Origin of the sequence: Kitasatospora sp. NPDC004723 (genome assembly GCF_040609255.1) — a bacterium.
Lineage (GTDB): Bacteria > Actinomycetota > Actinomycetes > Streptomycetales > Streptomycetaceae > Kitasatospora.
Genome location: NZ_JBEXJT010000002.1, coordinates 155028 through 173861 on the forward strand (window position 1 = coordinate 155028; position 18834 = coordinate 173861).

Here is an 18834-nt window from a genome sequence, read left to right on the forward strand (position 1 = left end):
CGGCCAGTGCGGAGTGTGGGCGGGACACGTCGAGGCGTTCCGGCAACTGGGCGCCGCTCGCCTCGTCGTGGTCGAGGAGCAGGACGGCTTCGGCGGTCTCGGGGTGGCCGTGATGCACCGCAGCACGGCCGGTGAGCTGTCCGCGCGGGCGGTAGGGCGAGGGCGGCCATGTGACGGGTGGGTGTAGCGTCCAGCGGGCGAAGAACTCCTGTGAGACAAAAAGGAGTTCGCGAATCCAGCGGCGTTCGGCGGGTCCGCTGGCGCCGTACGCGGTGGCGAGCGCCCCCGGGGACGGTGGTCGGGGCGGGCGTGCTCATCGGAACCTTCCTGCGCGGGGTGGCGGTGTGTCCCGCGTTCTCCGGTCGAGAGGACGAATTGACAAGAAGCTGGGCGGATTCGGTCACCTGACGGTGTTTCGGTCGAACGCTGTGCCGAGACTGGTCGCGGCACCCCGGCCCGGGGGAGCGGGGTGCCACCCGAGGGGACCCAGAGGCCAGCTCACCGCGGCGTCCGGGTCGTGCTCAACCGGCAATGGCCATGCCATTGTTACAAGATGTGCCGAATTTCTCCACAGTTGCCCACGGGGCCCTACCATCCTGGCGGGGGTGCCGGAGGCCCGACTTCCCGCTCCGCCCGTGCGCCCGTGCGCCGCAGCAACCCACCTGTGAGGTCACGTGTCTGACTGGTCGTTGGCTATCGACTTCGGTACCTGTTTCACCACCGCGGCCGTACGCGTCGAGCAGGCCGGCACGGCGGCATCCGGCGTGGTGGTGACGGCGGTCGAGATCGAGAACAGCCGCTACCTGCCGTCCCTGGTCTGCCTGGACGACGACGGCCGGCTGCTCACCGGGCGGGCCGCCGTCCAACTCGCCGCCCAGCGGCCGGAACGCGCCGAGTCGCACCCCAAGCGGGCACTGCTCCGGCAGTCGGCCGTGCTGCTGGACGGCGGCGAGGTGGCCACCGCCGAGCTGGCCGCCGCCGTGCTCGCCCGTGCCGCCGACGAGGCGCGGGCGCAGCGTGGCGGGACGGAACCGGTGCGCACCGTGCTCACCCACCCGGCCGACTGGTCCCCGGGCGATCTGGACCGGCTGGTCGAGGCCGCCCGTCTGGCCGGGCTGGACGCGCCGGAACTGCTGCCCGAGCCGGTGGCCGCCGCCCGCTTCCACGCGGCGGAGGTCCAGGCGGAGGGCGACGGGCCGATCGCCGTCTACGACCTCGGCGGCGGCACCGTGGACACCGCCGTGCTGCGCCGCGAGGGGAGCGGCTTCCGGGCCGTCGCGGTGGCAGGGGACCCGGACTTCGGTGGCCGCGACCTCGACCAGGCCCTGTTCGAACTGCTCCGCGATCGGGCGCTGGACCTCGATCCCGAACCGTGGCAGCGCCTCTGGGGCGACCGGACGCCCGCCTCGGCCCATCAACGTTCCCAGCTCGCCCGTGAGTTGACCCTGGCCAAGGAGTCCCTGTCGAGCACCGGGACGGTGTACCTCGCGGTGCCGGGCTACCCGGAGCCGTTCGTGGTCCAGGGCGGCGAGTACCGGGCGGCCGTCACCCCGGCGCTCACCGCCTCGATCGTGTTGCTGGAGCGGACCGTCGCCCGGGCCGGGCTGACCCCGGCCGAGCTGGGGGCCGTCGTGCTCTGCGGTGCGGCCAGCAGGACGCCGCCGGTGGCCGACCTGGTCGCCGCCCGGCTGGGCCGGATCCCCGACCTGGCCGCCGACCCGAAGGCCGCCGTGGCCCTCGGGGCGCTCACCGACCCGCCCGCCCCGGCCGGCGTCGACACCGGAGCGGATGCGGGGGAGGAGGCCGCACAGGACGCCGTGTCGGCGGACGGCTCCCGCCGCTGGACCGTCGCCCACTACCCGGACGAGGTCGATCCCGAACTCTGGTTCTGAGCACGTCCGCCGTCCACGTCACCGCATTCACCTGACCTCACACCATCCTGCCTGGCCCCGCCCTGCCCGAAAACGGACGGAACGAGCGCGGACCGCCCGAAGACGGACCGCCCGCCCGAGGACCCGCGAGAACCGCGAGGAACCGCGAGGAACCGCATGGACATAGTGATGCTCGGCCACAGCGCGGCCGGGAAGACCAGCTACCTCTCCCTCATGTACGCCGCCATGTGCGACGGGGTCGAGGGCATGACCCTGCGCACCGCCGACCGTGACGCCCACCGTTCGCTGCTCGCCGACGCCCGCGCCATCCTGCGCGGTCGCTACCCCCGTGCCAGCGACCGGCCCCGCTGCTACGAGTTCGTACTCTGCCACGACGGCGACGGGATCTTCCCGTTCCGCTGGACCGACCACCGCGGCGGCGCGCTCACCGAACACCGCCGCTCCAGCCGGCAGGCCGCCCAACTGCACGACGACCTGGTCGCGGCGGACGGCATCGTGCTCTTCGTCGACGCCCTGCGCCTGGACACCGACCCCGAGGCGGCCGAGGACGTGCGCCGGCTCGTGGTCCGCGTCCACCAGGCCGTCACCGACCGCGAGGAGAGCGTGACCCCGCTGGTGATCGCGCTCACCAAGACCGACCTGGTCGACCTCGGCGCCCCCGACGCGGAGGAGCGCTTCCTCGCCCCGTTCCTCCCGCTGATCGAGGCGGTCCAGGAGACCCGGCACATCCAGGGGGCCTTCATCCCGCTGGTCTGCGGGCCGGAGCCGGAGGGCGTGGCGCTGCCGGTGCTGTGGACGCTGCGGTTCGGCATCATCGGCCGGGCCATGGAGCTGTCCGCCTCGATCGAGCGGCTGATGGCCTCGGCGCGACTCGCAGACCAGCGCGACACCCTCTGGGACCGGATCAGCAGCTGGTGGGAGGAGGAGCCGTCCTGGGCTTCCATCCGTGACCGCGACCGCACCCGGGCCGCGGCCGAACTGGCGCTCCTGGAACCGCTGGTGGAGCCCGCCGACCGGCTCGGCGAACTGCTGGAGGACGTCCTCTCGTTCTGACGGCCACCGAGCGGCCGAGCACCCGCGCCGCCGCCCCCGGACACCGAACAGCGCCACCCCCGACCCCGCGAGACGAAGGACAGCGCACCATGACGGTTCCCACCCTCACCATGACCATGCTCGGCGCCAGCGGCTCCGGCAAGACCGCCTACCTGCACGGCATGTACAACCGCCTCTCCATGGGCGTGCAGGGCTACTACCTCTACACCACCGACCCCGACCTCGACCTCGACCTCGCCGAGGACTGGGCCCGGCTGCGCCGTACCGGCACCATGCCCAAGGCCACCTCGGACCGGCCGATCTCCTACGAATTCGTGTTCCGCCGGGGCATGCGCGACCTCATGAAGATCGACTGCGTCGACTTCCGCGGCAACGCCGCCCTGGACCGCCGCGACGCCGCCGAGGACGTCGCGCTGCTGGAGGACCGGCTCATGCGCTCCGACAGCATCATCCTGGCGCTGGACTCCGAGCACGTGGCCGAGTGGATCAAGCACGGGGCGCCGGGCAACCTCGACCGGGACGACGACCCGATGGAGATCTCCCGTTTCAGCCGGGCGATCTCCCGGGTGTTCAGCGAGCGCCTGGCGAAGCGCGAGCCGGTCCCCGGTGTCACCGTGCTGCTCACCAAGGCGGACCTGCTGGCCGAGCGCACCGGACTGCGGGCCGCCGAGGCGCTCCAGACGGCCGGCCGGAACTTCCCCAGGCTGGTCCCGGTGCTGGGGGGCGACGACGCCGAGGGTGTCACGGTGGCCCTCTGCGCCGTCCAGCTGGGCAACTTCGGCGCGGCGGCCCAGGCCACCGTGGACGCCAGCCGGATCGCCCCCAAGAACCTCCACCTGCCGATCATCTTCAGTCTCCGCCACTACCTCAGCGAGGGCATCGTGCGGAACCGGCAGGAGATGAACCGGCTCGCCGGCAGCCTGGACGCCTCACGCGGTGAACTGGCGGCGCTCAGCCAGGGGCTGTTCGGCGGACTGTTCAAGGGCGCGCAGAAGAACAGCGCCCGGCAGGAGATCGACCGGCTGGTCGCGAGCAGTTCGGCGACCTCGGCCGACCTGGAGAGGGCCCAGGACCGTTGCCGGGAGCTGGACGAGGAACTGCGCGGGGTCGCGATCTTCCGCGACGGCCGGCTGCTGACGGACTGATGGGCAGGACGGGCGGGATGGGCGGGATGGGACGGACGGGCCGTGGAACCGAGGACTGACGGACGGACGAATGCCATGACGAGTACGACGAACCACGGGCCGGAGTCCGAGCGTGCCGCCGCCGACACCGAAGCGGCGGGAGGCGGCGCGCCCGGCGGCTGGTCGGCGGTCGTCTACGGCCGGACCCTGCAGGTCGACCAGTGGTGGCGGGCGCTGCCCGCGGGGGTCGACCGGCAGGGGCCGGTGGGGGACGCCGTGCGCGCCGCCGTCGCCGGCGGGAGCCGGTTGGAGTACGGCCCGCGCTTCCTGTTGCACCGCGACGGCCGGGGCGTCCTGGTCGGGGTCGCCTGCGAGCTGGGCCTGATCAGCCGGGTGATGGTGCAGGACCGCTTCGGGCGACCGCTGTACGGCTTCGTCGGCTGGTACCGGGCCGCGCCTGCCGAAACGGGTGGGCGGATCCCCGAACTCGACGAGCTGGCAGGCCACTTGGCCGACTGGGCCGGACCGGTCTACACCGAGTGGATCGCCCCGACCTGGGAGGCGGTCGGCCGCGAGGAGGCCGAGCCGCGCACCACCCGGCCGGTCGCCGCCCCATGGCCGGAGCACGCGGAGGGGACGGCGAGGGTAGCGGGGACGGCGGCTCCGGTGCTGCTGCCGCCGGCCTGGCGGCCCGCCCATCCGGCGGGGAGCCACCTGCTGCCCGAGGCGGACGCCCCCGGCCTCTGGGCGGCGGCCGCTGCAGGGCTCGGCAGGTGCGTGCTGGTCACCGGCTGGCGGCGGCGCTCGGACGCCGACGCCGGGCGGATCACCCATCTGACCAGCGCGGACTGCCACGGGTACGAGCTGCTGCGGCCCCCGCCGTCCCTGACCCCGCCCGTGCCTCCGACGCCGCCGAAACCCCCGACGCCGCCGGCGCCCGGACCGGCGCCCGAGCAGGGGCCGGAAGCGAAGCCCGGCTCGTCCGGATGGGTGCGAGGGGCGCGCGGCCTCGGGAAGCTGCGGAGGGCCGTGGTCGACGCCTTCTGGTCGGAGGATCCCGAGGAGGAACAGGCCGGGCGGGGCGAACCGGAGCGCCGGGACACCGCACCGAAGCGCTGGGGCCGGTCGGAGCCCGACCGGCCGGCCGTGGGGAAGCGCCCCGGCGGTGAGCCTCCGCCCGGCCTGCACCCGGTCACCGGCCCGCACCCGGCGGCGGGCCCGTACCCGGACACCGGTCGTGACCCGTACGACGGCCTGGGCGAGCCGGGCACCGGACCGGCGCGCCCGGTGGGGCACCCGGTGCCGCGCTGGCGGACCCGGTCGGTCGACCCGCAAGAGGCCAACCTGTCGGGCATGTTCGGCGAGTTCGACGACGAGCCCGAGCCGCCGCCCGTCGCACCGCCGCCCGTCGCACCGACGACCCCAGCCCCGGTCGCCGACCCCGCCGACCCCGCCGACCCCGCCGACCCCGCCGACCCTGCCCACCCCGTCGACTCCGTCCACTCCGCCGACCGGACCGACCCCGCCACGGGAGAACCCTCATGACCCCGCCCCGCCCCGAAGCCCCGTCCCACGCCCGCGTGCTGGACTTCGCGACCCGCACCGCCGACCTCCTCGAACGCGCCGCCCGGGCCGCCGCCGCCGAGACCCCCGACGATGCCCGGAGCGCCGGAACCGGCACCAGCACCGGCACCAGCACCGGCACCACCACCACCGCCGCCGACGGCGCCCGGCGCGTCCGCGCGGAGGCCGCCCGGGCCGCCGTCGGCGCCGCCTCCCTGGTCGTCGTCGGCGAGAAGAAGCGCGGCAAGAGCTCGACCATCAACAGCCTGGTCGGCGTCTGGGACCTCCTCCCGGTCGACGCCGACGTGGCGACCGGCGTCCACGTCGTCGTCCGCCACGGTGAACGCCCGCGCGCCGAGGCCTTCCTGCTGCCCGGCACCAACCCGGCCGACGGCACGCCGGGGACCGCCCCCGCCCCCGCCCCCGACGCCGCCGCGCCGCTCCCGGAACCGATCCCGCTGGAGCGGATCGCCGAGTACGCCGCCGTCGATCCGGCCACCGGCCGCCCGCACCGCTCCGACGTGCACCACGTCGAGGTCGAACTGCCCGTCCCGCTGCTCGCCGCCGGCCTGGAACTCGTCGACACTCCCGGCGTCGGCGGCCTGGTCGGCGGCCACGCCCAACTCGCCCTGGCCGCCCTGGAGAACGCCGACGCGCTGGTCTTCGTGGTCGACGGATCCAGCGAACTCACCCGCTCCGAACTGGACTTCCTCGCCCGCGCGACCGAGCGCACCGCCGAGACGGTCTTCGTGCTCACCAAGACCGACAGCCACGATGCCTGGCCCGCCGTCCTCGAACGCAACCGTGAACTGCTCGCCCGGCACGCTCCCCGGCACGCCGACGCCCCCTGGTTCCCGGTCAGCAACCGGGCCCGTCGGGACGCCGCCGACGCCGCCGGATCGGGCGAACTCCAGGACGCGGAAGAGCTGTTGGAGGAGAGTGGCTTCGAACCACTGGACGCGCTGCTGCGCCGCCGGATCGCCGCCCGCGCCGCCGATCTGCGGCTCGCCAACGTGGTGCACGTCGGCCTCGCCGCGCTCGCCGCCCCGCTCGCCGACCAGGAGCTGCACCTGCGCTCGCTGCAGCAGGACCCGACCCTGGCCGCCGAGGTCGAGCGCGCCGAGGAGGCGCTGCGGCTGCTCCAGCCGGAGAGCGCCCAGTGGCGGCGTGCTCTGACGACGGGCGCCCGCGACCTCAAGAACACCCTCCAACTCGGCTTCCGGCGCAGCCTCAACGACGTCCGCCAGCTCGCCGAGGCGAGGATCGCCACCGCCGAACCCGCGGCTCTGGCCCAGGAGTTCCCGGCCGAGCTGGAGGCCCAGGTGGAGGCGGTCTGGCTGCAGCTCGACAACGCCGCCCGGCGCGGTCTGGCCGTCCTGGAGGAGCGGGTGCGGACCGAGTGCGCCACGGTGCTCGACGCCGGACGGCCGGACGCCGACCGCGGGTCCGCCGGACGGCCCGGAACGGAGCTCGCCGCGGTCGAGGGCGGCGCCGTGATCCGCGCCGAACGCGGCGCCGCGCTGCCGGAGATGGTGCACTCCACCCACCGGGACGGCGGCGCCCTGGGCGTGATCGAGAGCGTCATCCCGTCGGTCGGCACCGCCGCCACCTTCGGCACCGTGGTCGCCCTGGTCACCAGCAGCGTGCTGCTGCCCGCCGTCGCCAGCTACGCGATGCTCGCCGTGCTCACCCGCCGCCGTCGCCGGCGCGCCGAACTCGGCCGGGTGCGCGGCGACGCCACCCGCCACCTCAACCGGGTGCTCACCGAGCTGAGCACCGAGATCCCCGCCCAGATCACCGCCCACGTCGACGAACTGACCGACCGGCTCGCCGTCGCGCTCGACCAGGCGATCGCCGACGAGCGGATCCGGCTGGAGCGCCAACTCGCCGACCACCGGCGCAACCTGGCCACCGCCGCGGCCGACCTCGGCGCCGCCCGGGACCGCGCCAAGCGGCGGATCGGCTCGCTCACCGCCCTGCGCGACGAGGGCCTCGCCCTCGCCCACGCGCTCGGTGCCACCACCGGCACACCCGACCCGTACCGGAGCTGACCGCATGGACCTGATGAACCTGCGGGTGGTCGCCCTCGGCCACAGCAGCGCGGGCAAGAGCAGCTACCTGGCCGCGATGTTCACCCACCTCGCCACCGACCGCAAGGGCTTCCGGCTGGTCACCGCCGACCGCCGCACCGCCGACGAACTGACCACCACCGGGCGCCAGTTGCGCAAAGGGGTCTACCCGCCGCCGTCCTCGCGGCGCACCGAGCTGGCGGCCGGCCTGCGGTACGGGCGGAGCGAGATCATGGGCTTCGAGTGGACGGACTACCGGGGCGGGGCGCTCACCAGCTCCGCCGCCGACGACCCGGAGACCGCCCAGCTGCTGGAACGGCTCACCCACGCGGACGCGGTGGTCGTCTTCGCCGACGCCCACCGCCTCGCCACCGACCCCGACTCCCATGACGAGGTGCGCCGCACCGTCGTCCTGCTGCACCGCGCCGTCGACGGACAGCGGACGCCGCTGCCGGTCGTGCTCGCCTACACCAAGGCCGACCTGGTGAGGGACCCCGCCGACTGGGCCCGCGCCCGGGCGGCCATGGGCCCGCTGGAGGAGCTGGTGGCCGAGGGCGGCCGGGTCCGCGGGACGGCGGTCGCGGTCTCCTGCGGACCGTCGCCGCGCGGCGTCGCCGTGCCGGTGCTGTGGTGCCTGTCCACCCTGCTCAGCCACCAGGAGCGGCAGGTGGCGGGGCACCTGGAGACGGCGGAGGGCTTCGTCGAGGACCTGCGCAAGGAGGCCAACGGCATCGACAGCCTGGTCTCCTGGTTCAAGGGCGTGGAGAGCGCGGCCAAGCGGCTCAAGTCCTGGGAGGAGGAGCTGCGCGAGCGCAAGGAGGAGCTGGCCGTCCTGAGCCGCCCGGCCCGGCGCCTGGCCAAGCTGCTGGACCGTGAGCAGCGCGGCACCGCCCCGCCGGCCGGCGCGCCCGCCCGGGCGGTGAGGCGGTGACCGTCCCCGCACCCGACGCGGAACTCGCCCCGGTGGTGGCCGCGTTCTGCGCCGAGCTGGCCGGCAGGCTGCCGCCCGGGCCGGCCGCGGAGGCGGTCCGGGCGGTCCACGAACGGCTGGCCGAGCGCACTCTGCGGATCGCCGTCGGCGGCCGGATGAACGCGGGCAAGTCCACCCTGGTGAACGCCCTGCTCGGCCGTCGGCTCGCCGCCTCGGCCGCCACCGAGTGCACCACGGTGGTCGCCTGGTTCCGGCCCGGCCGGCTCAACCGGATCCAGGTCCGGCAGCGGGACGGCACCGCCCACTGGCAGGCCGGCGGTCTGCCGCGCGACCCCCGGGACCTCGGCGTGAGCACCGACCGGATCGCCGAGGTCGTCGTCGAGGCCGCCGGACTGCGGCCCGCCGGCGACTGCGTGCTCGTCGACACCCCCGGCCTCGACTCGCTCAGCGGCCTCGACGAGCCGGCGCTGGACGCCCTCGCCCGCGCCGACGCGATGATCTACGTCATGCCGCACCCCGGCGCGGGCGACGCCGAGGCGCTGGGAGCCCTGCGCGCCCAGGCCGACGGCCGGATGACCGCGCTCAACGCCGTCGGCGTGCTCAGCCGGATCGACCTGCTCGGCGAGGGCCACGGCGACCCCTGGCCGCGCGCCCGGCAGGTCGCCGCGACCAACGCCGGCCGGCTCGCCGGACTGGTCGACGAGGTGCTCCCGGTGGTCGGCCTGCTCGCCCAGACCGCCCTCGGCGACGACTTCACCGAACCGGACGCCGCCCTGGTCCGCCGACTCGCCGAGGCCCCCGCCGGCGCGCTGCGCCGCGCCCTCTACTCCGGCCGGCGCTTCCTCGACCGGGACGACGCGCCGCTCACCCGCCCCGAACGGGAGCGGCTGCTCGGCCTGCTCGGCGTGTACGGCATCGACACCGCCCTGACCGCCGCCCGCCGGGCCCGCGCGGAGGGCCGCCCGATCGGGGCCGCCGCCCTGCTCGCCGAGTTCCGGGCGGCCTCCGGCATCGCCGCCGTCGTCGAGCACTTGCGGCTGCGCTTCGTCGACGCCGCCGACGCACTGCGCTCGGCCGCCGCGCTGGGCGCCGTCGAGACGGCCCTTGGTTCCGGTGCGGGCCTGCCCGCCGATGTCCTGCGGGAGGCCCGTACCCGGATCGGCGAGCTGCGCGGGCACCCGGAGCTGCGCCGCCATGAACTCGCGCGGGCCCTGGCCGCGGTGGCCGGGCAGCGGCTCGAACTCGACCAGGACACCGCCGCCGCCCTGATCGCCCTCGCCACCGGCCGCACCCCCGCCGCCCGGCTGCGCCTGCCCGACGACACCGGCCCCGCCGACCTGCGCCGGGCGGCGGCGCGGGCCGTCCGGGACTGGCGCCGCCTGGAGGACGGTCCGCTGCGCGACGTCGGACGCTACGCGCGGATCGCCCGCGAACTGTGCGAGGGCATCTACTTCGCCACCCCGCCCGCCTGACGCGCGCTGCGAGGAGGCACCGTGCGGGGCGGCGCCGCGTGGCTCGGCGCCGCGTGGGTCAGGGTTGTGTCCGTCAGGGCCCGGTGGGCGTCGGGGTGGGGGTGGGGACGCCGGGGCCGGTCGGTGGGGTGCTCGGCCGGGGCATGCAGGGCTTGGTGGAGGTCGGGGCCGGCACCCCCGGCGTGGGGGTGGGGAACTCGCACTCGCTCGGGTAGATCGGCCCGATCATCTGGACCTGGCTGACCTGGTACGGCCCCTGTCCGTACCAGCCGTGGAAGGTGACGGTCACCTGCCGGGAGTCGCCGATGAGGAGCGTCGTGGCCAGGGACTTGAAGGTCGTCCCGCTGTCCCAGAGCGTCACCTCCCCGGTGTCCGTACCGGTCCCGGAGATGGTCACGAAGGTGTAGGGGCCGGACATGTACGCCGAGAACTGGTAGCGGGTGCCGGGCACGACCGGCACCGTCTGCGTGCAGCCGGCGTAGTCCGTTCCGCTGGGGTGGCCCTCGACGATCTGGCCGGTCTGGACGAACTCGCCCTGGCAGTTCCAGCCCAGGGAGAGCGGGTGGCGGAAGTTGCCGTTCTGGATCCAGTCCAGCGGCGCGGGCTGGGCGGTGGCGGTCCCGTGCGCGGTGAGGGCGGCGGTGCCGGCCAGGACGAGGGCGCCGAGGGCGGCGCCGACGGAGCTGCCGCGATGGGCGTGGCGGGGGCGGGGGCGGGGGCGGGGGCGGAACGAGCGCATGGCATCCTCCGATGCGAGGTGGGGGCGGTCGGCCGTCAGGGGATGTACGTACGCTGGCAGGTGGGGGACGGCGAGGGGGTCGCGGGGCCGTCGGTCGCCGTCGGCGACGGGGCGGGCGACTCGCCGCACGGGCTCGGTTCGAACCCGGGGCCGACGAAGGACACCCGCCGTACGTCGTAGGGCGCCTGCTCGTACCAGCCGTGGAAGTACACGGTCAGCTCGGTGGTGGCCGGCCCGGTGGTGACCTGCACCGCCAGGTTGTTCCAACTGCTCTGGCTCGACCAGGTGGAGGCGTTCTCACCGGCCGCGCCGGTGACGCCGACGAAGGCGAACGCACCGCGCACCGTGGCGGAGAGCGTGTAGTCGGAGTTCGGCTGGACCCGCACCCGCTGGGCGCACCGCGCGTTGCCGGTGGCGGTCGGAGAACCCGTGACGTAGTGGTCGTGCGGGATGCTGCTGGACCGGACGCCGGAGTCGCACGTCCAGATCCAGGGGTACGAGTCGAAGGCCCCGTTGAGGATCAGGTCGACCCTCGGGAGCGGATCGGCCGCCGTGACGGCCAGGCCGACGGTCGAGGCGGCCGCGGTGAGGGCGGCGACGGCGAGGCCGACGGGCAGCCCGCCGTGTCCGCGTCGGCGGGTGGCGGGGCGGGGGTGAACGGGTGCACGCATGCCGTCTCCGGGTGGGGGTGCCGATGGGGCAGCGGTGCGAGGGAGTGGTGCACACCATGGTGGACACGGCCCGCCGCCGTCAAGAGGAGGACGGGGCTCCGAGCGGACGGCCTCGCCGGGCTTCATCGCCCCTCGGCAGAAGGTGTGATGACGCGGGGTCAGATCGGTTCGGAGCGTCGCAGGACCGGTACCTCCCAGGATCGTGGGATGTCCCCGCGGCGGCCGTCGCTGCCAGGATGCGGCGGACGGATTTCCACCCGATCCGGCCGTCTCGAAGGGGAGGCCCGAGTCCACGACGATCCGCCGACCGGCCGCCGCCTCGGGTCCGCCGGTCGACGGGGTTGTCGTAGGGGGCGGGCACAATCGCGCACACCGCACTCATCGGAGGCCCGTTTGTCCTCGCTGTACGACTTCAGAACCTGGGAACCGCTGCTGCGGCTGCTGCGGGCCGCGCACGCGCAGACGCTGGCCGTACCGGGCGGCCAGGTGGCGGGGAGCATCGGCCGCGGCTCGTACAGTGTGCCTGTGAAGTGGCGCTACCCGCAGCCCGGTCGGGCCATGCTGGTGTCGGACAACCGGGCGGAGCACGAGGCGATCGAGCGGGTGCGGGACACGCTCGCCGGGGCCGGGGTGAGCGACATCGAGTTCACCGCGGAGATCCCGCCGAACGGAGCGGCGGTGCTGCGGCTGTTCGACCACGGGCCGGCGGCCGTGTCCGGCATCGGCAGGGCGGTGGGCGCGCTGACCCTGGTCGAGGGCGCCGTCCCCGAGCCGTGGCGCCGCCTGCCCGCGCCGTCGGACAGGGCCCGCCCGGCCCCGTCGGCGGACGCGGCACTGCTGGAACGGGCGCTTCGTGAACGGCTGCCGGACGCCATCGGCGCGACCGAGGAGGAGATCGCCGCCGCCGAGCAGCGTCTGGGCCTTCCCCTGGCCGAGGAGGTCAAGGCGCTCTACCGGGTGACGCGTGCGGGGTGGGAGGACTGGCTGGCCGATCCCGAGGCCGGCCGGCGCCTCGTGGCGACGCTCGGCTTCGAACCGGTCGCTCCGGAACACCTCGACGTCGCCCACCTGTCCCACCGTTGGTCGTTCCAGTGGGAGCACGCGGCGACGGAGGCGGCTCTCACCGGGCCCGACGACGCGGTGCAGGACCTGGTCGGTTCTGCGGGATGGATCGTCATCGGCGTCACCGGGGGAGGGGACCAGGTCGCCGTCGACCTCACGCCGGGCCCCCGCGGTCACCTCGGCCAGGTCATCGTGCTCGACCACGAGCAGAGCGTCGGCGCGTCGTTGTGGGCCGAATCGCTCACCGACCTGGTCCTCGGCCCGGAGCGGAGCTGGTACAAGGGATACCGCGGGAACAAGCGACCGGTCACGGCCATCGTCCACGACCGGAGCATCGGAAGCATCGAGGGCGCCGCCCATCCCGCGCTGGAGGTCCTGCAGATCGGGGCGTGGACCGGTGCACCGCTGAGCCTCGCCCCCGTCGTCGGCCTGCCCCGCCTGCGCACGCTGTGCGCCTACCCCGGCACGCTGGCCGACCCGCTGGAGATCGCCGCGCTGACCGGGCTGGAGTTCCTCGAACTCGCTCCCGAGGACTGGCGCGCCCTGCTCGACGCCGGAGCCGTTCCGCGCGGCCTTTCGGCGGCCGCGATCCGGACGTTCGGCAGGAACGGCACGCGGCCCGTCATGGCGCTGGCGGACGAGATCCTCGCGCTCTTCGGCCGCCCCCTGATCACCGAGACCGTCGTCAACGGCGACCTCGGCCCCCTGTCGTAGCAGGAGGCGGCGGTGGTGACGCGTCCGGGCCCCGGAGGGTGAGGACCAGCTCGGCGGCGGGTCCGGCCGGGCGGACACCGGCCGGACCGGCGGCGATGACGGCGGCCCGGGTACGACGCCCCTCGCCCACCGCACTCCGATATCCGGACCGTGGTTCTTCGCCGGCCCGGGGCGGTGGGGCCACCGTGGACGGACGGCCCGGCGGCCGGATCGGGGCGTCCGGCATGATGGGCGCCGTACGAAGCGTCCGTACGAAGCGTCCGTACGAAGCGTCCGTACGAAGTGTCCGGACGGGGCGCGGGTCGGGACCGGGGAGGGCTGGCTGATGAGGCGACTGGCGGTGGCGGCGGCAGCGGGGGTGCTGGCGGGCACGGTGGCGGTGACCGGGTGCGGAAGCATCAGCAGCACCGGTACCGGCGGCGGGGGGAGCGCCGCGTCCACCGCCGCATCGGCGGCATCCGCGGCACCCGCCGCGTCCGGCTACGCCGAGGAGGTGCGGAAGGGTGTCGCCGAGCACGACCGGCTCTTCCCCGCGGTGGCGGCGCTGGGCTGCGCGTCCGTGCCGCCGAGCCCCTCCGCCGGCGGTACGGGCACCGCGTCCCAGACGCCCGACTGGTGGGCGGCCAAGCACGCCGAGAACTCGATGTACAAGCAGATGGCGCCGCTCAACGCGGTGGACCGCTGCCGGGGCGAGGCGCACAGCAGGCGCATCTCCGAGGCCGTGAAGGCGCGCGCCGGCTCGGCACCGCTCACCCAGGACGCCGTGCGGGGCATCCTGGAGTCGCTCGGCTATCCGCGCAACAGCGCCCAGTTCGTGGTCACGGGCGGCGGCGAGGTGTCCTTCGAGCTCACCATCCCGGGCGCCGGCCCCTGCGTCGTCGGTCGGGTCGGGAAGGCCGTCACCGTCGAGGCGCACGGGAGCTATCTGGACGGCGGCTGCTCGGAGCCGAAGGGCGGCCACTGACCCGGGCGGCTGACCGGTTCAGTGGTGCGGCCCGTGGCCCCAGGGGGCCGACGGGTCGTCGGGCGGCTCATGGCCGTGCCGGTCGTGGTGGTCCTGGTGGCCGTGCGGGTCGTGGTGGTCGTCGTACGGGGTTCCGGCGTCCTCGTGGTACGGGTCGTGGTGGTGGTGCGGGTCGGTGGACCAGGCATCGGTGTCGTAGCCGTCGTGGTGCTGCCAGTGGTCGTCGTGGTGGTCCGGGAGGTGGTCGGTCCGCTGGTCCGGGTGGTGCCCGTCGTCGTGCCCGTGGTGGTGGTCCCGGTCGTGGTCCCGGTCGTGGTCGTGGTGCGTGTCCGGCTCGTGGTGGCCGTGATGCTCGTGGTGGCCGTCGTCGTGGTGGTGCGGCGGGGCGACGCCCAGGGCGGCGCCGGCCAGCGCGTCGCCCAGCCCGCGCAGCAGCGCCGAGCCCGCCGCCCGGCGGCGGGAGCCGGCCGGGGCCGGCGAGGGCAGCGGCACCAGCGCGCCCGAGCGGGGCGTGCCCACCCAGGCGCGCGCCTCGAAGCGCTTGGCCGGGATCGCCACGGTGATCTCGGTGAACTCCTCGACCGGTACGCCGTCCGCGCCCGCCGCGACGGTGTCGGTGAACAGGTCGTCGGCGATCACCACCGCCAGGTCGGTGTCCGGCGCGCCCTTGAGCGCGGCCCGGGCCTCCTGGCAGTCCAGCAGCCGGCAGGCCGTCTCCACCGAGCGGGCCACGAAGCCCAGCGCCGCCCGCTGCACCCCGCCCTGGGCGAGGGCCGCCCGCACCCGCAGCCGCCCGGCGGTCCCGGGTGCCCGGTTGAGCGTGTGCAGCGCGTCGCGCAGGCCGAGGACCAGGCCCGGCAGCGCCTTCGCCTCGTCGACGTCAGGCGGCAGCAGGAGCAGTTGGCCGTCGCCCCGGTCCTGGGCGTCGCAGCGCGCCCGGTCGACGCCGGCCCGGCCGCAGGCGTGGTCCAGCGCACAGTCCAGCCGCTCCTGGACCTTCTGCTGCACCCGGTACGGCCGGCCGCTGTAGGCCTCGATGTCGACGACCAGGCAGATCCGGCGCAGCCGGGGCGCCACCGCGTCGCTCATGACCGGCCACCGCCGTCCGCCGGCAGCGGCACGCCGGCCGCCCGGGCGAGCAGATCCGGGTCGCGGACGACGAGTTCGCGGTAGCTGGTGCGGACCGCGCCCTGGTCCCGCAGGGTGCGCAGCGAGCGTTCGACGCTGGCGGGGGAGAGCCGGGCGAGCGCGGCCAGGTCGGCGTGGCTGAGCGGGATGTCGATCCGCAGGCCGTCCTCGCCGGGGGCGCCGTAGGAGCCGAGCAGGGTGTGCAGGGTGCGGGCGAGCCGGGCCAGGCCGGTGCCGTGGCCGGCGTCGACCCGGTGGCGGGTGGCGGAGCGGAGCTTGCGGGTGACCGAGCGCTGGACGGCGAGGGCGGCGGCGGGCCGGTCGGCGAGGAAGTCGAGGAAGGCGGGGCCGCCGATCTCCCGGGTGGTGCTGGTGCGCACCGCGAGGACGCTCGCCGAGCGCGGTTCGCCGTCCAACACGGCCAGTTCACCGAGGAGTTCACCCGGCAGGCGGACGGCGAGCAGGGCCTCGCCGCCGTCCTCCGCGGCGGCGACCACCTTGACGCAGCCGGTCAGCAGCAGGGCGGCCCGGTCGCCCGGGTCGCCCTCGATCATCAGGGCCTCGCCCGGGGCGTACACCCGCCGGGTGCCCAGCCGCCCGAGTTCCCGCAGGTCCGCGGCGTCGAGGCCGCTGAACGGACCGCGGACGAAGCGGGCGACCGGGGCGCCGCCGGGTCTGCCCGGCCCCCCGTCGGGTCCGGTGACGTCGCGCGCGCTGTGCATGGTGCCTGCCCCCACCCGGTCGGCAACCCGCCCCGACGGGGCGATTCCGTACGGAAGATAGCGCACCGCCCGGCGCGGTGTCAGGCCCGGTGCGTCGCGCTCCCGCCGTCGTCCCGTTCCACCGGACCGCGCATCCGCGTAAGGACAACGACCAATGGTTGCCTAGGAGCTGACGATCCATCAGGCTTTCGGTAGGTCGACATCGGAGGGGGACGGGACGATGACTCCAGGGCAACGGCTGCGCAGGGTCTGCGCGGTGCTCGGTACGGCGGCGGTCCTGACGATCGGGGCGGGCGGGGTGTTCCCCGCCGCGGCGGCGGCCCCGGAGGGGGTGGTGCAGGGCGAGGGCTCGCCCTCCGCCGTCCCCGGAAGCTATCTGGTGGTGCTCAAGCCCGAAGCCGCGAAGGGGAGTTCGATGGCGGACGGCGCGGCGGCGCTGGCCCGCGCCTACGGCGGAACGGTGCGCCGCAGCTACGACGCGGCGCTGCGCGGCTTCTCCGCGGGCCTCACCGGGAAGCAGGCCCGCCGGCTGGCCGCCGACCCGTCGGTGGCGCTGGTCTCGCAGAACCGCCGGGTGCGGGCCGACGGCGTGCAGACGGCGCCGGGGTCCTGGGGCCTGGACCGGATCGACCAGCGCCGCTTCCCGTACGACGACCGCTACGCCTACCCGGACACGGCGGGCGCGGGGGTGACGGCGTACATCGTGGACACCGGGGTGCGGATCACCGCCGAGGAGTTCGAGGGGCGCGCCTCCTACGGCTACGACGCGATCGACGGCGACAACGTCGCGGACGACGGTCACGGCCACGGCACGCACGTCGCGGGGACGGTCGCCAGCGCGTCCTTCGGGGTCGCCAAGGCTGCGAAGATCGTCGCCGTGCGGGTGCTCAACGACGACGGCGAGGGCACCACCGAGCAGGTGGTCGCGGGCATCGACTGGGTCACCAGGAACGCCGTCCGCCCGGCCGTCGTCAACATGAGCCTGGGCAGCGACCCGGACCCGGTGCTGGACGCCGCGGTCGCGGGGTCCATCGCGGCGGGCCTGACCTACACGGTCGCCGCGGGCAACCAGAGCGTGGACGCGAGCCAGCACTCCCCGGCCCGGGTGCCGAGCGCCATCACCGTCGGCGCGACCGACCGGGGCGACGTCCAGGCCTCGTTCTCCAACTACGGTCCCCTGGTGGACCTCTACGCGCCAGGGGTGGACATCACCTCGGTGTGGCACGTGGTCGACATCGGCGGTCTGGGCATCGACATGTCGGGCACCTCGATGGCCGCCCCGCACGCGGCGGGCGCCGTCGCGCTGTACCTGGCGTCGCACCCTGGCGCCACCCCCGCCCAGGTGTCCGCGGCGCTGACCTCGGCGGCGACCGTCGGCTCGCTGACCGGTCTCGGCACGGGCTCCCCGGACCGCCTGCTGTACACCGGCACCGTGGCGAACCGGCCCCGCGGCCCGCTGTTCGCCGCCCCGGGCCCGGTGACCTTCGACGGGATCGGCACGGTCGAGTCGCCCGTCACCGTCACCGGGGTCGCCGGCAAGGCGCCCCGCGACCTCGACGTCTCCGTGGACATCGCCTACTGGTGGCGCGGGGACCTCAAGGTCGAGCTGGTCGCCCCGGACGGCGCGGTGTTCCTGCTGCACGACACCAACATCGGAGAGGCCTACACGAACCTCGTCGCCGTCTACGGCGTGGACGCCTCCGCGCACACCGCGGCCGGGGTCTGGCGGCTGCGGGTGACCGACGTCGGCGGCTACTTCCCCGGCACGGTCAACGGCTGGTCGCTGCGGTTCTGAGCGTCCTTCGCAGGTCAGAACGGGTCCAGGACGGCCGCCTCCTCGCGGATCAGCTCGCGCAGCGCGGCGAGCGCGGGGCGGCGGTCGTCCAGGCGCCACTGCAACTCCAGCGGCAGGGTGGCGCGGCCGGCCAGCCGTACGGTGACCACGTCGCCGGTGAGGTGGCCGGTCATCGAGGCGGGGACGAGCGAGAACGCCCGGCTCTGCGCCAGCAGGTAGAGCCGGGAGCCGACGATCCGGGCCGGGCCCACCAGGACCGGCGGCTCCACCCCGCGCTCGGCGCACAGCGCCAGGACGTGGTCGTAGTAGCGCGGGCTCTGCTCGCGCGGCCACAACAGCAGCGGCAGGTCGCCCAGTTCGTCCAGCCGCACGGCGTCCCGCCCGGCCAGCGGGTGGTCCCGGCTGAGCGCGATCCGCACCGGCTCGTCCGCGATGCGCTCCCGCCGGTAGCCGGGGACGTCGTCGAGGAATCGGCCGAGGCCGATATCGGCCAGTTCGGCGGCCAGCGTCGGCGAGACCCGCCCGGTGTCCACCGACAGCTCGGCCAGCACCAGCTCCGGCAGCTCCCGTTCGGCCCGGCTCACCACGGCCGGCAGCAGCCGGTTGACCACGGTGGGGGAGGCGACGATCCGCGCGGTGCCCAGCCGGGCCTCCTCGTGCAGCCGAACCCGGGCGAGCAGCGCGTCGGCCCGGGCCAGCAGTCCGGCGGACTCGGCGGCCATCACCTCCCCGGCGGAGGTCAGCCGCACCGCCCGCCGGCTGCGGTCGAACAACTCCACCCCGACGGTCCGCTCCAGCCGGGCGACCTCCTGGCTGACCGTGGGCTGCGAGATGTGCAGCCGCTCGGCGGCCCGGCCGAAGTGCAGGGTGTCGGCCACCGCGAGGAAGACCTCCAGCTGGCGCAGGGTGAGACTCATAGCCGGAAGTCTATGAGA

At 75.2% G+C, this 18834-nt stretch carries 15 protein-coding genes; 10 read left to right on the forward strand and 5 right to left on the reverse strand.

The features are described 5' to 3' along the window. The first annotated feature begins 689 nt into the window (after nt 1–689). The 7 genes from ABZW10_RS03700 (at nt 690) to ABZW10_RS03730 (ending at nt 10104) form a co-directional block, all read left to right on the forward strand. Nucleotides 690–1892, forward strand: a complete 1203-nt coding sequence (locus ABZW10_RS03700) for an Hsp70 family protein (RefSeq protein ID WP_355359336.1) — start codon at nt 690–692, stop codon at nt 1890–1892. A 156-nt stretch (nt 1893–2048) separates the two neighbouring features. Continuing rightward, nucleotides 2049–2945 carry a hypothetical protein gene (locus tag ABZW10_RS03705; protein ID WP_355359339.1) on the forward strand — a complete coding sequence of 299 codons (897 nt, stop codon included), beginning with the start codon at nt 2049–2051 and terminating at the stop codon, nt 2943–2945. An 89-nt stretch (nt 2946–3034) separates the two neighbouring features. After that, on the forward strand, nt 3035–4090 hold the full coding sequence (locus ABZW10_RS03710) for a hypothetical protein (RefSeq protein WP_355359342.1): 1056 nt from the start codon (nt 3035–3037) through the stop codon (nt 4088–4090). Nucleotides 4091–4165: 75 nt separating this feature from the next. Continuing rightward, nucleotides 4166–5614, forward strand: coding sequence for a hypothetical protein (locus tag ABZW10_RS03715; RefSeq protein ID WP_355359345.1), 1449 nt, complete (start codon nt 4166–4168; stop codon nt 5612–5614). Next, nucleotides 5611–7683, forward strand: coding sequence for a dynamin family protein (locus tag ABZW10_RS03720; protein ID WP_355359348.1), 2073 nt, complete (start codon nt 5611–5613; stop codon nt 7681–7683). The genes ABZW10_RS03715 and ABZW10_RS03720 overlap by 4 nt, the downstream gene beginning before the upstream one ends. Nucleotides 7684–7687: 4 nt before the next feature. Beyond that, nucleotides 7688–8632 (forward strand): hypothetical protein, encoded by a 945-nt coding sequence (locus ABZW10_RS03725; RefSeq protein WP_355359351.1) that lies wholly within the window; start codon nt 7688–7690, stop codon nt 8630–8632. Continuing rightward, the gene (locus ABZW10_RS03730) at nt 8629–10104 is read left to right on the forward strand and encodes a dynamin family protein (protein WP_355359354.1); all 1476 of its coding nucleotides are present in this window, start codon (nt 8629–8631) and stop codon (nt 10102–10104) included. The genes ABZW10_RS03725 and ABZW10_RS03730 overlap by 4 nt, the downstream gene beginning before the upstream one ends. 73 nt (nt 10105–10177) lie before the next feature. Here the strand turns inward: ABZW10_RS03730 and ABZW10_RS03735 are convergent, their stop codons facing one another. Together ABZW10_RS03735 and ABZW10_RS03740 are read right to left on the reverse strand one after the other, a co-directional pair. Next, a complete protein-coding gene (locus ABZW10_RS03735) occupies nt 10178–10843 on the reverse strand; it encodes a hypothetical protein (protein ID WP_355359357.1) in 666 nt (221 codons plus the stop codon). Nucleotides 10844–10878: 35 nt separating this feature from the next. Further along, nucleotides 10879–11514, reverse strand: a complete 636-nt coding sequence (locus tag ABZW10_RS03740; RefSeq protein WP_355359360.1) for a hypothetical protein — start codon at nt 11512–11514, stop codon at nt 10879–10881. Nucleotides 11515–11907: 393 nt separating this feature from the next. Here ABZW10_RS03740 and ABZW10_RS03745 point away from each other — a divergent pair, with 393 nt between their 5' ends. Further along, nucleotides 11908–13290 (forward strand): SMI1/KNR4 family protein, encoded by a 1383-nt coding sequence (locus ABZW10_RS03745; RefSeq protein WP_355359363.1) that lies wholly within the window; start codon nt 11908–11910, stop codon nt 13288–13290. A 325-nt stretch (nt 13291–13615) separates the two neighbouring features. Next, nucleotides 13616–14254, forward strand: a complete 639-nt coding sequence (locus tag ABZW10_RS03750) for a hypothetical protein (RefSeq protein WP_355359366.1) — start codon at nt 13616–13618, stop codon at nt 14252–14254. 18 nt (nt 14255–14272) lie between these two features. Here the strand turns inward: ABZW10_RS03750 and ABZW10_RS03755 are convergent, their stop codons facing one another. Together ABZW10_RS03755 and ABZW10_RS03760 are read right to left on the reverse strand one after the other, a co-directional pair. Beyond that, nucleotides 14273–15343 carry a hypothetical protein gene (locus ABZW10_RS03755; protein WP_355359369.1) on the reverse strand — a complete coding sequence of 357 codons (1071 nt, stop codon included), beginning with the start codon at nt 15341–15343 and terminating at the stop codon, nt 14273–14275. Further along, complete coding sequence (locus tag ABZW10_RS03760) at nt 15340–16104, reverse strand: Crp/Fnr family transcriptional regulator (RefSeq protein ID WP_355359372.1); 765 nt, start codon at nt 16102–16104, stop codon at nt 15340–15342. The genes ABZW10_RS03755 and ABZW10_RS03760 overlap by 4 nt, the downstream gene beginning before the upstream one ends. A 220-nt stretch (nt 16105–16324) precedes the next feature. Here ABZW10_RS03760 and ABZW10_RS03765 point away from each other — a divergent pair, with 220 nt between their 5' ends. Further along, nucleotides 16325–17899 (forward strand): S8 family serine peptidase, encoded by a 1575-nt coding sequence (locus ABZW10_RS03765; RefSeq protein ID WP_355359375.1) that lies wholly within the window; start codon nt 16325–16327, stop codon nt 17897–17899. 14 nt (nt 17900–17913) lie between these two features. Here ABZW10_RS03765 and ABZW10_RS03770 read toward each other — a convergent pair whose 3' ends face one another. Continuing rightward, entirely contained in the window at nt 17914–18816 is a 903-nt protein-coding gene (locus tag ABZW10_RS03770) for a LysR family transcriptional regulator (protein ID WP_355359378.1), read from the reverse strand. Between the last annotated feature and the right edge of the window lie 18 nt (nt 18817–18834).

What these genes read in the sequence shown, in the direction of transcription:
- ABZW10_RS03705 (WP_355359339.1), top strand. Translation starts at nt 2,049, where the DNA reads ATGGACATAGTGATGCTCGGCCACAGCGCGGCCGGGAAGACCAGCTAC.
- ABZW10_RS03710 (WP_355359342.1), top strand. Translation starts at nt 3,035, where the DNA reads ATGACGGTTCCCACCCTCACCATGACCATGCTCGGCGCCAGCGGCTCC.
- ABZW10_RS03715 (WP_355359345.1), top strand. Translation starts at nt 4,166, where the DNA reads ATGACGAGTACGACGAACCACGGGCCGGAGTCCGAGCGTGCCGCCGCC.
- ABZW10_RS03720 (WP_355359348.1), top strand. Translation starts at nt 5,611, where the DNA reads ATGACCCCGCCCCGCCCCGAAGCCCCGTCCCACGCCCGCGTGCTGGAC.
- ABZW10_RS03725 (WP_355359351.1), top strand. Translation starts at nt 7,688, where the DNA reads ATGGACCTGATGAACCTGCGGGTGGTCGCCCTCGGCCACAGCAGCGCG.
- ABZW10_RS03735 (WP_355359357.1), bottom strand. Translation starts at nt 10,843, where the DNA reads ATGCGCTCGTTCCGCCCCCGCCCCCGCCCCCGCCCCCGCCACGCCCAT.
- ABZW10_RS03740 (WP_355359360.1), bottom strand. Translation starts at nt 11,514, where the DNA reads ATGCGTGCACCCGTTCACCCCCGCCCCGCCACCCGCCGACGCGGACAC.
- ABZW10_RS03750 (WP_355359366.1), top strand. Translation starts at nt 13,616, where the DNA reads ATGAGGCGACTGGCGGTGGCGGCGGCAGCGGGGGTGCTGGCGGGCACG.
- ABZW10_RS03755 (WP_355359369.1), bottom strand. Translation starts at nt 15,343, where the DNA reads ATGAGCGACGCGGTGGCGCCCCGGCTGCGCCGGATCTGCCTGGTCGTC.
- ABZW10_RS03760 (WP_355359372.1), bottom strand. Translation starts at nt 16,104, where the DNA reads ATGCACAGCGCGCGCGACGTCACCGGACCCGACGGGGGGCCGGGCAGA.
- ABZW10_RS03765 (WP_355359375.1), top strand. Translation starts at nt 16,325, where the DNA reads ATGACTCCAGGGCAACGGCTGCGCAGGGTCTGCGCGGTGCTCGGTACG.
- ABZW10_RS03770 (WP_355359378.1), bottom strand. Translation starts at nt 18,816, where the DNA reads ATGAGTCTCACCCTGCGCCAGCTGGAGGTCTTCCTCGCGGTGGCCGAC.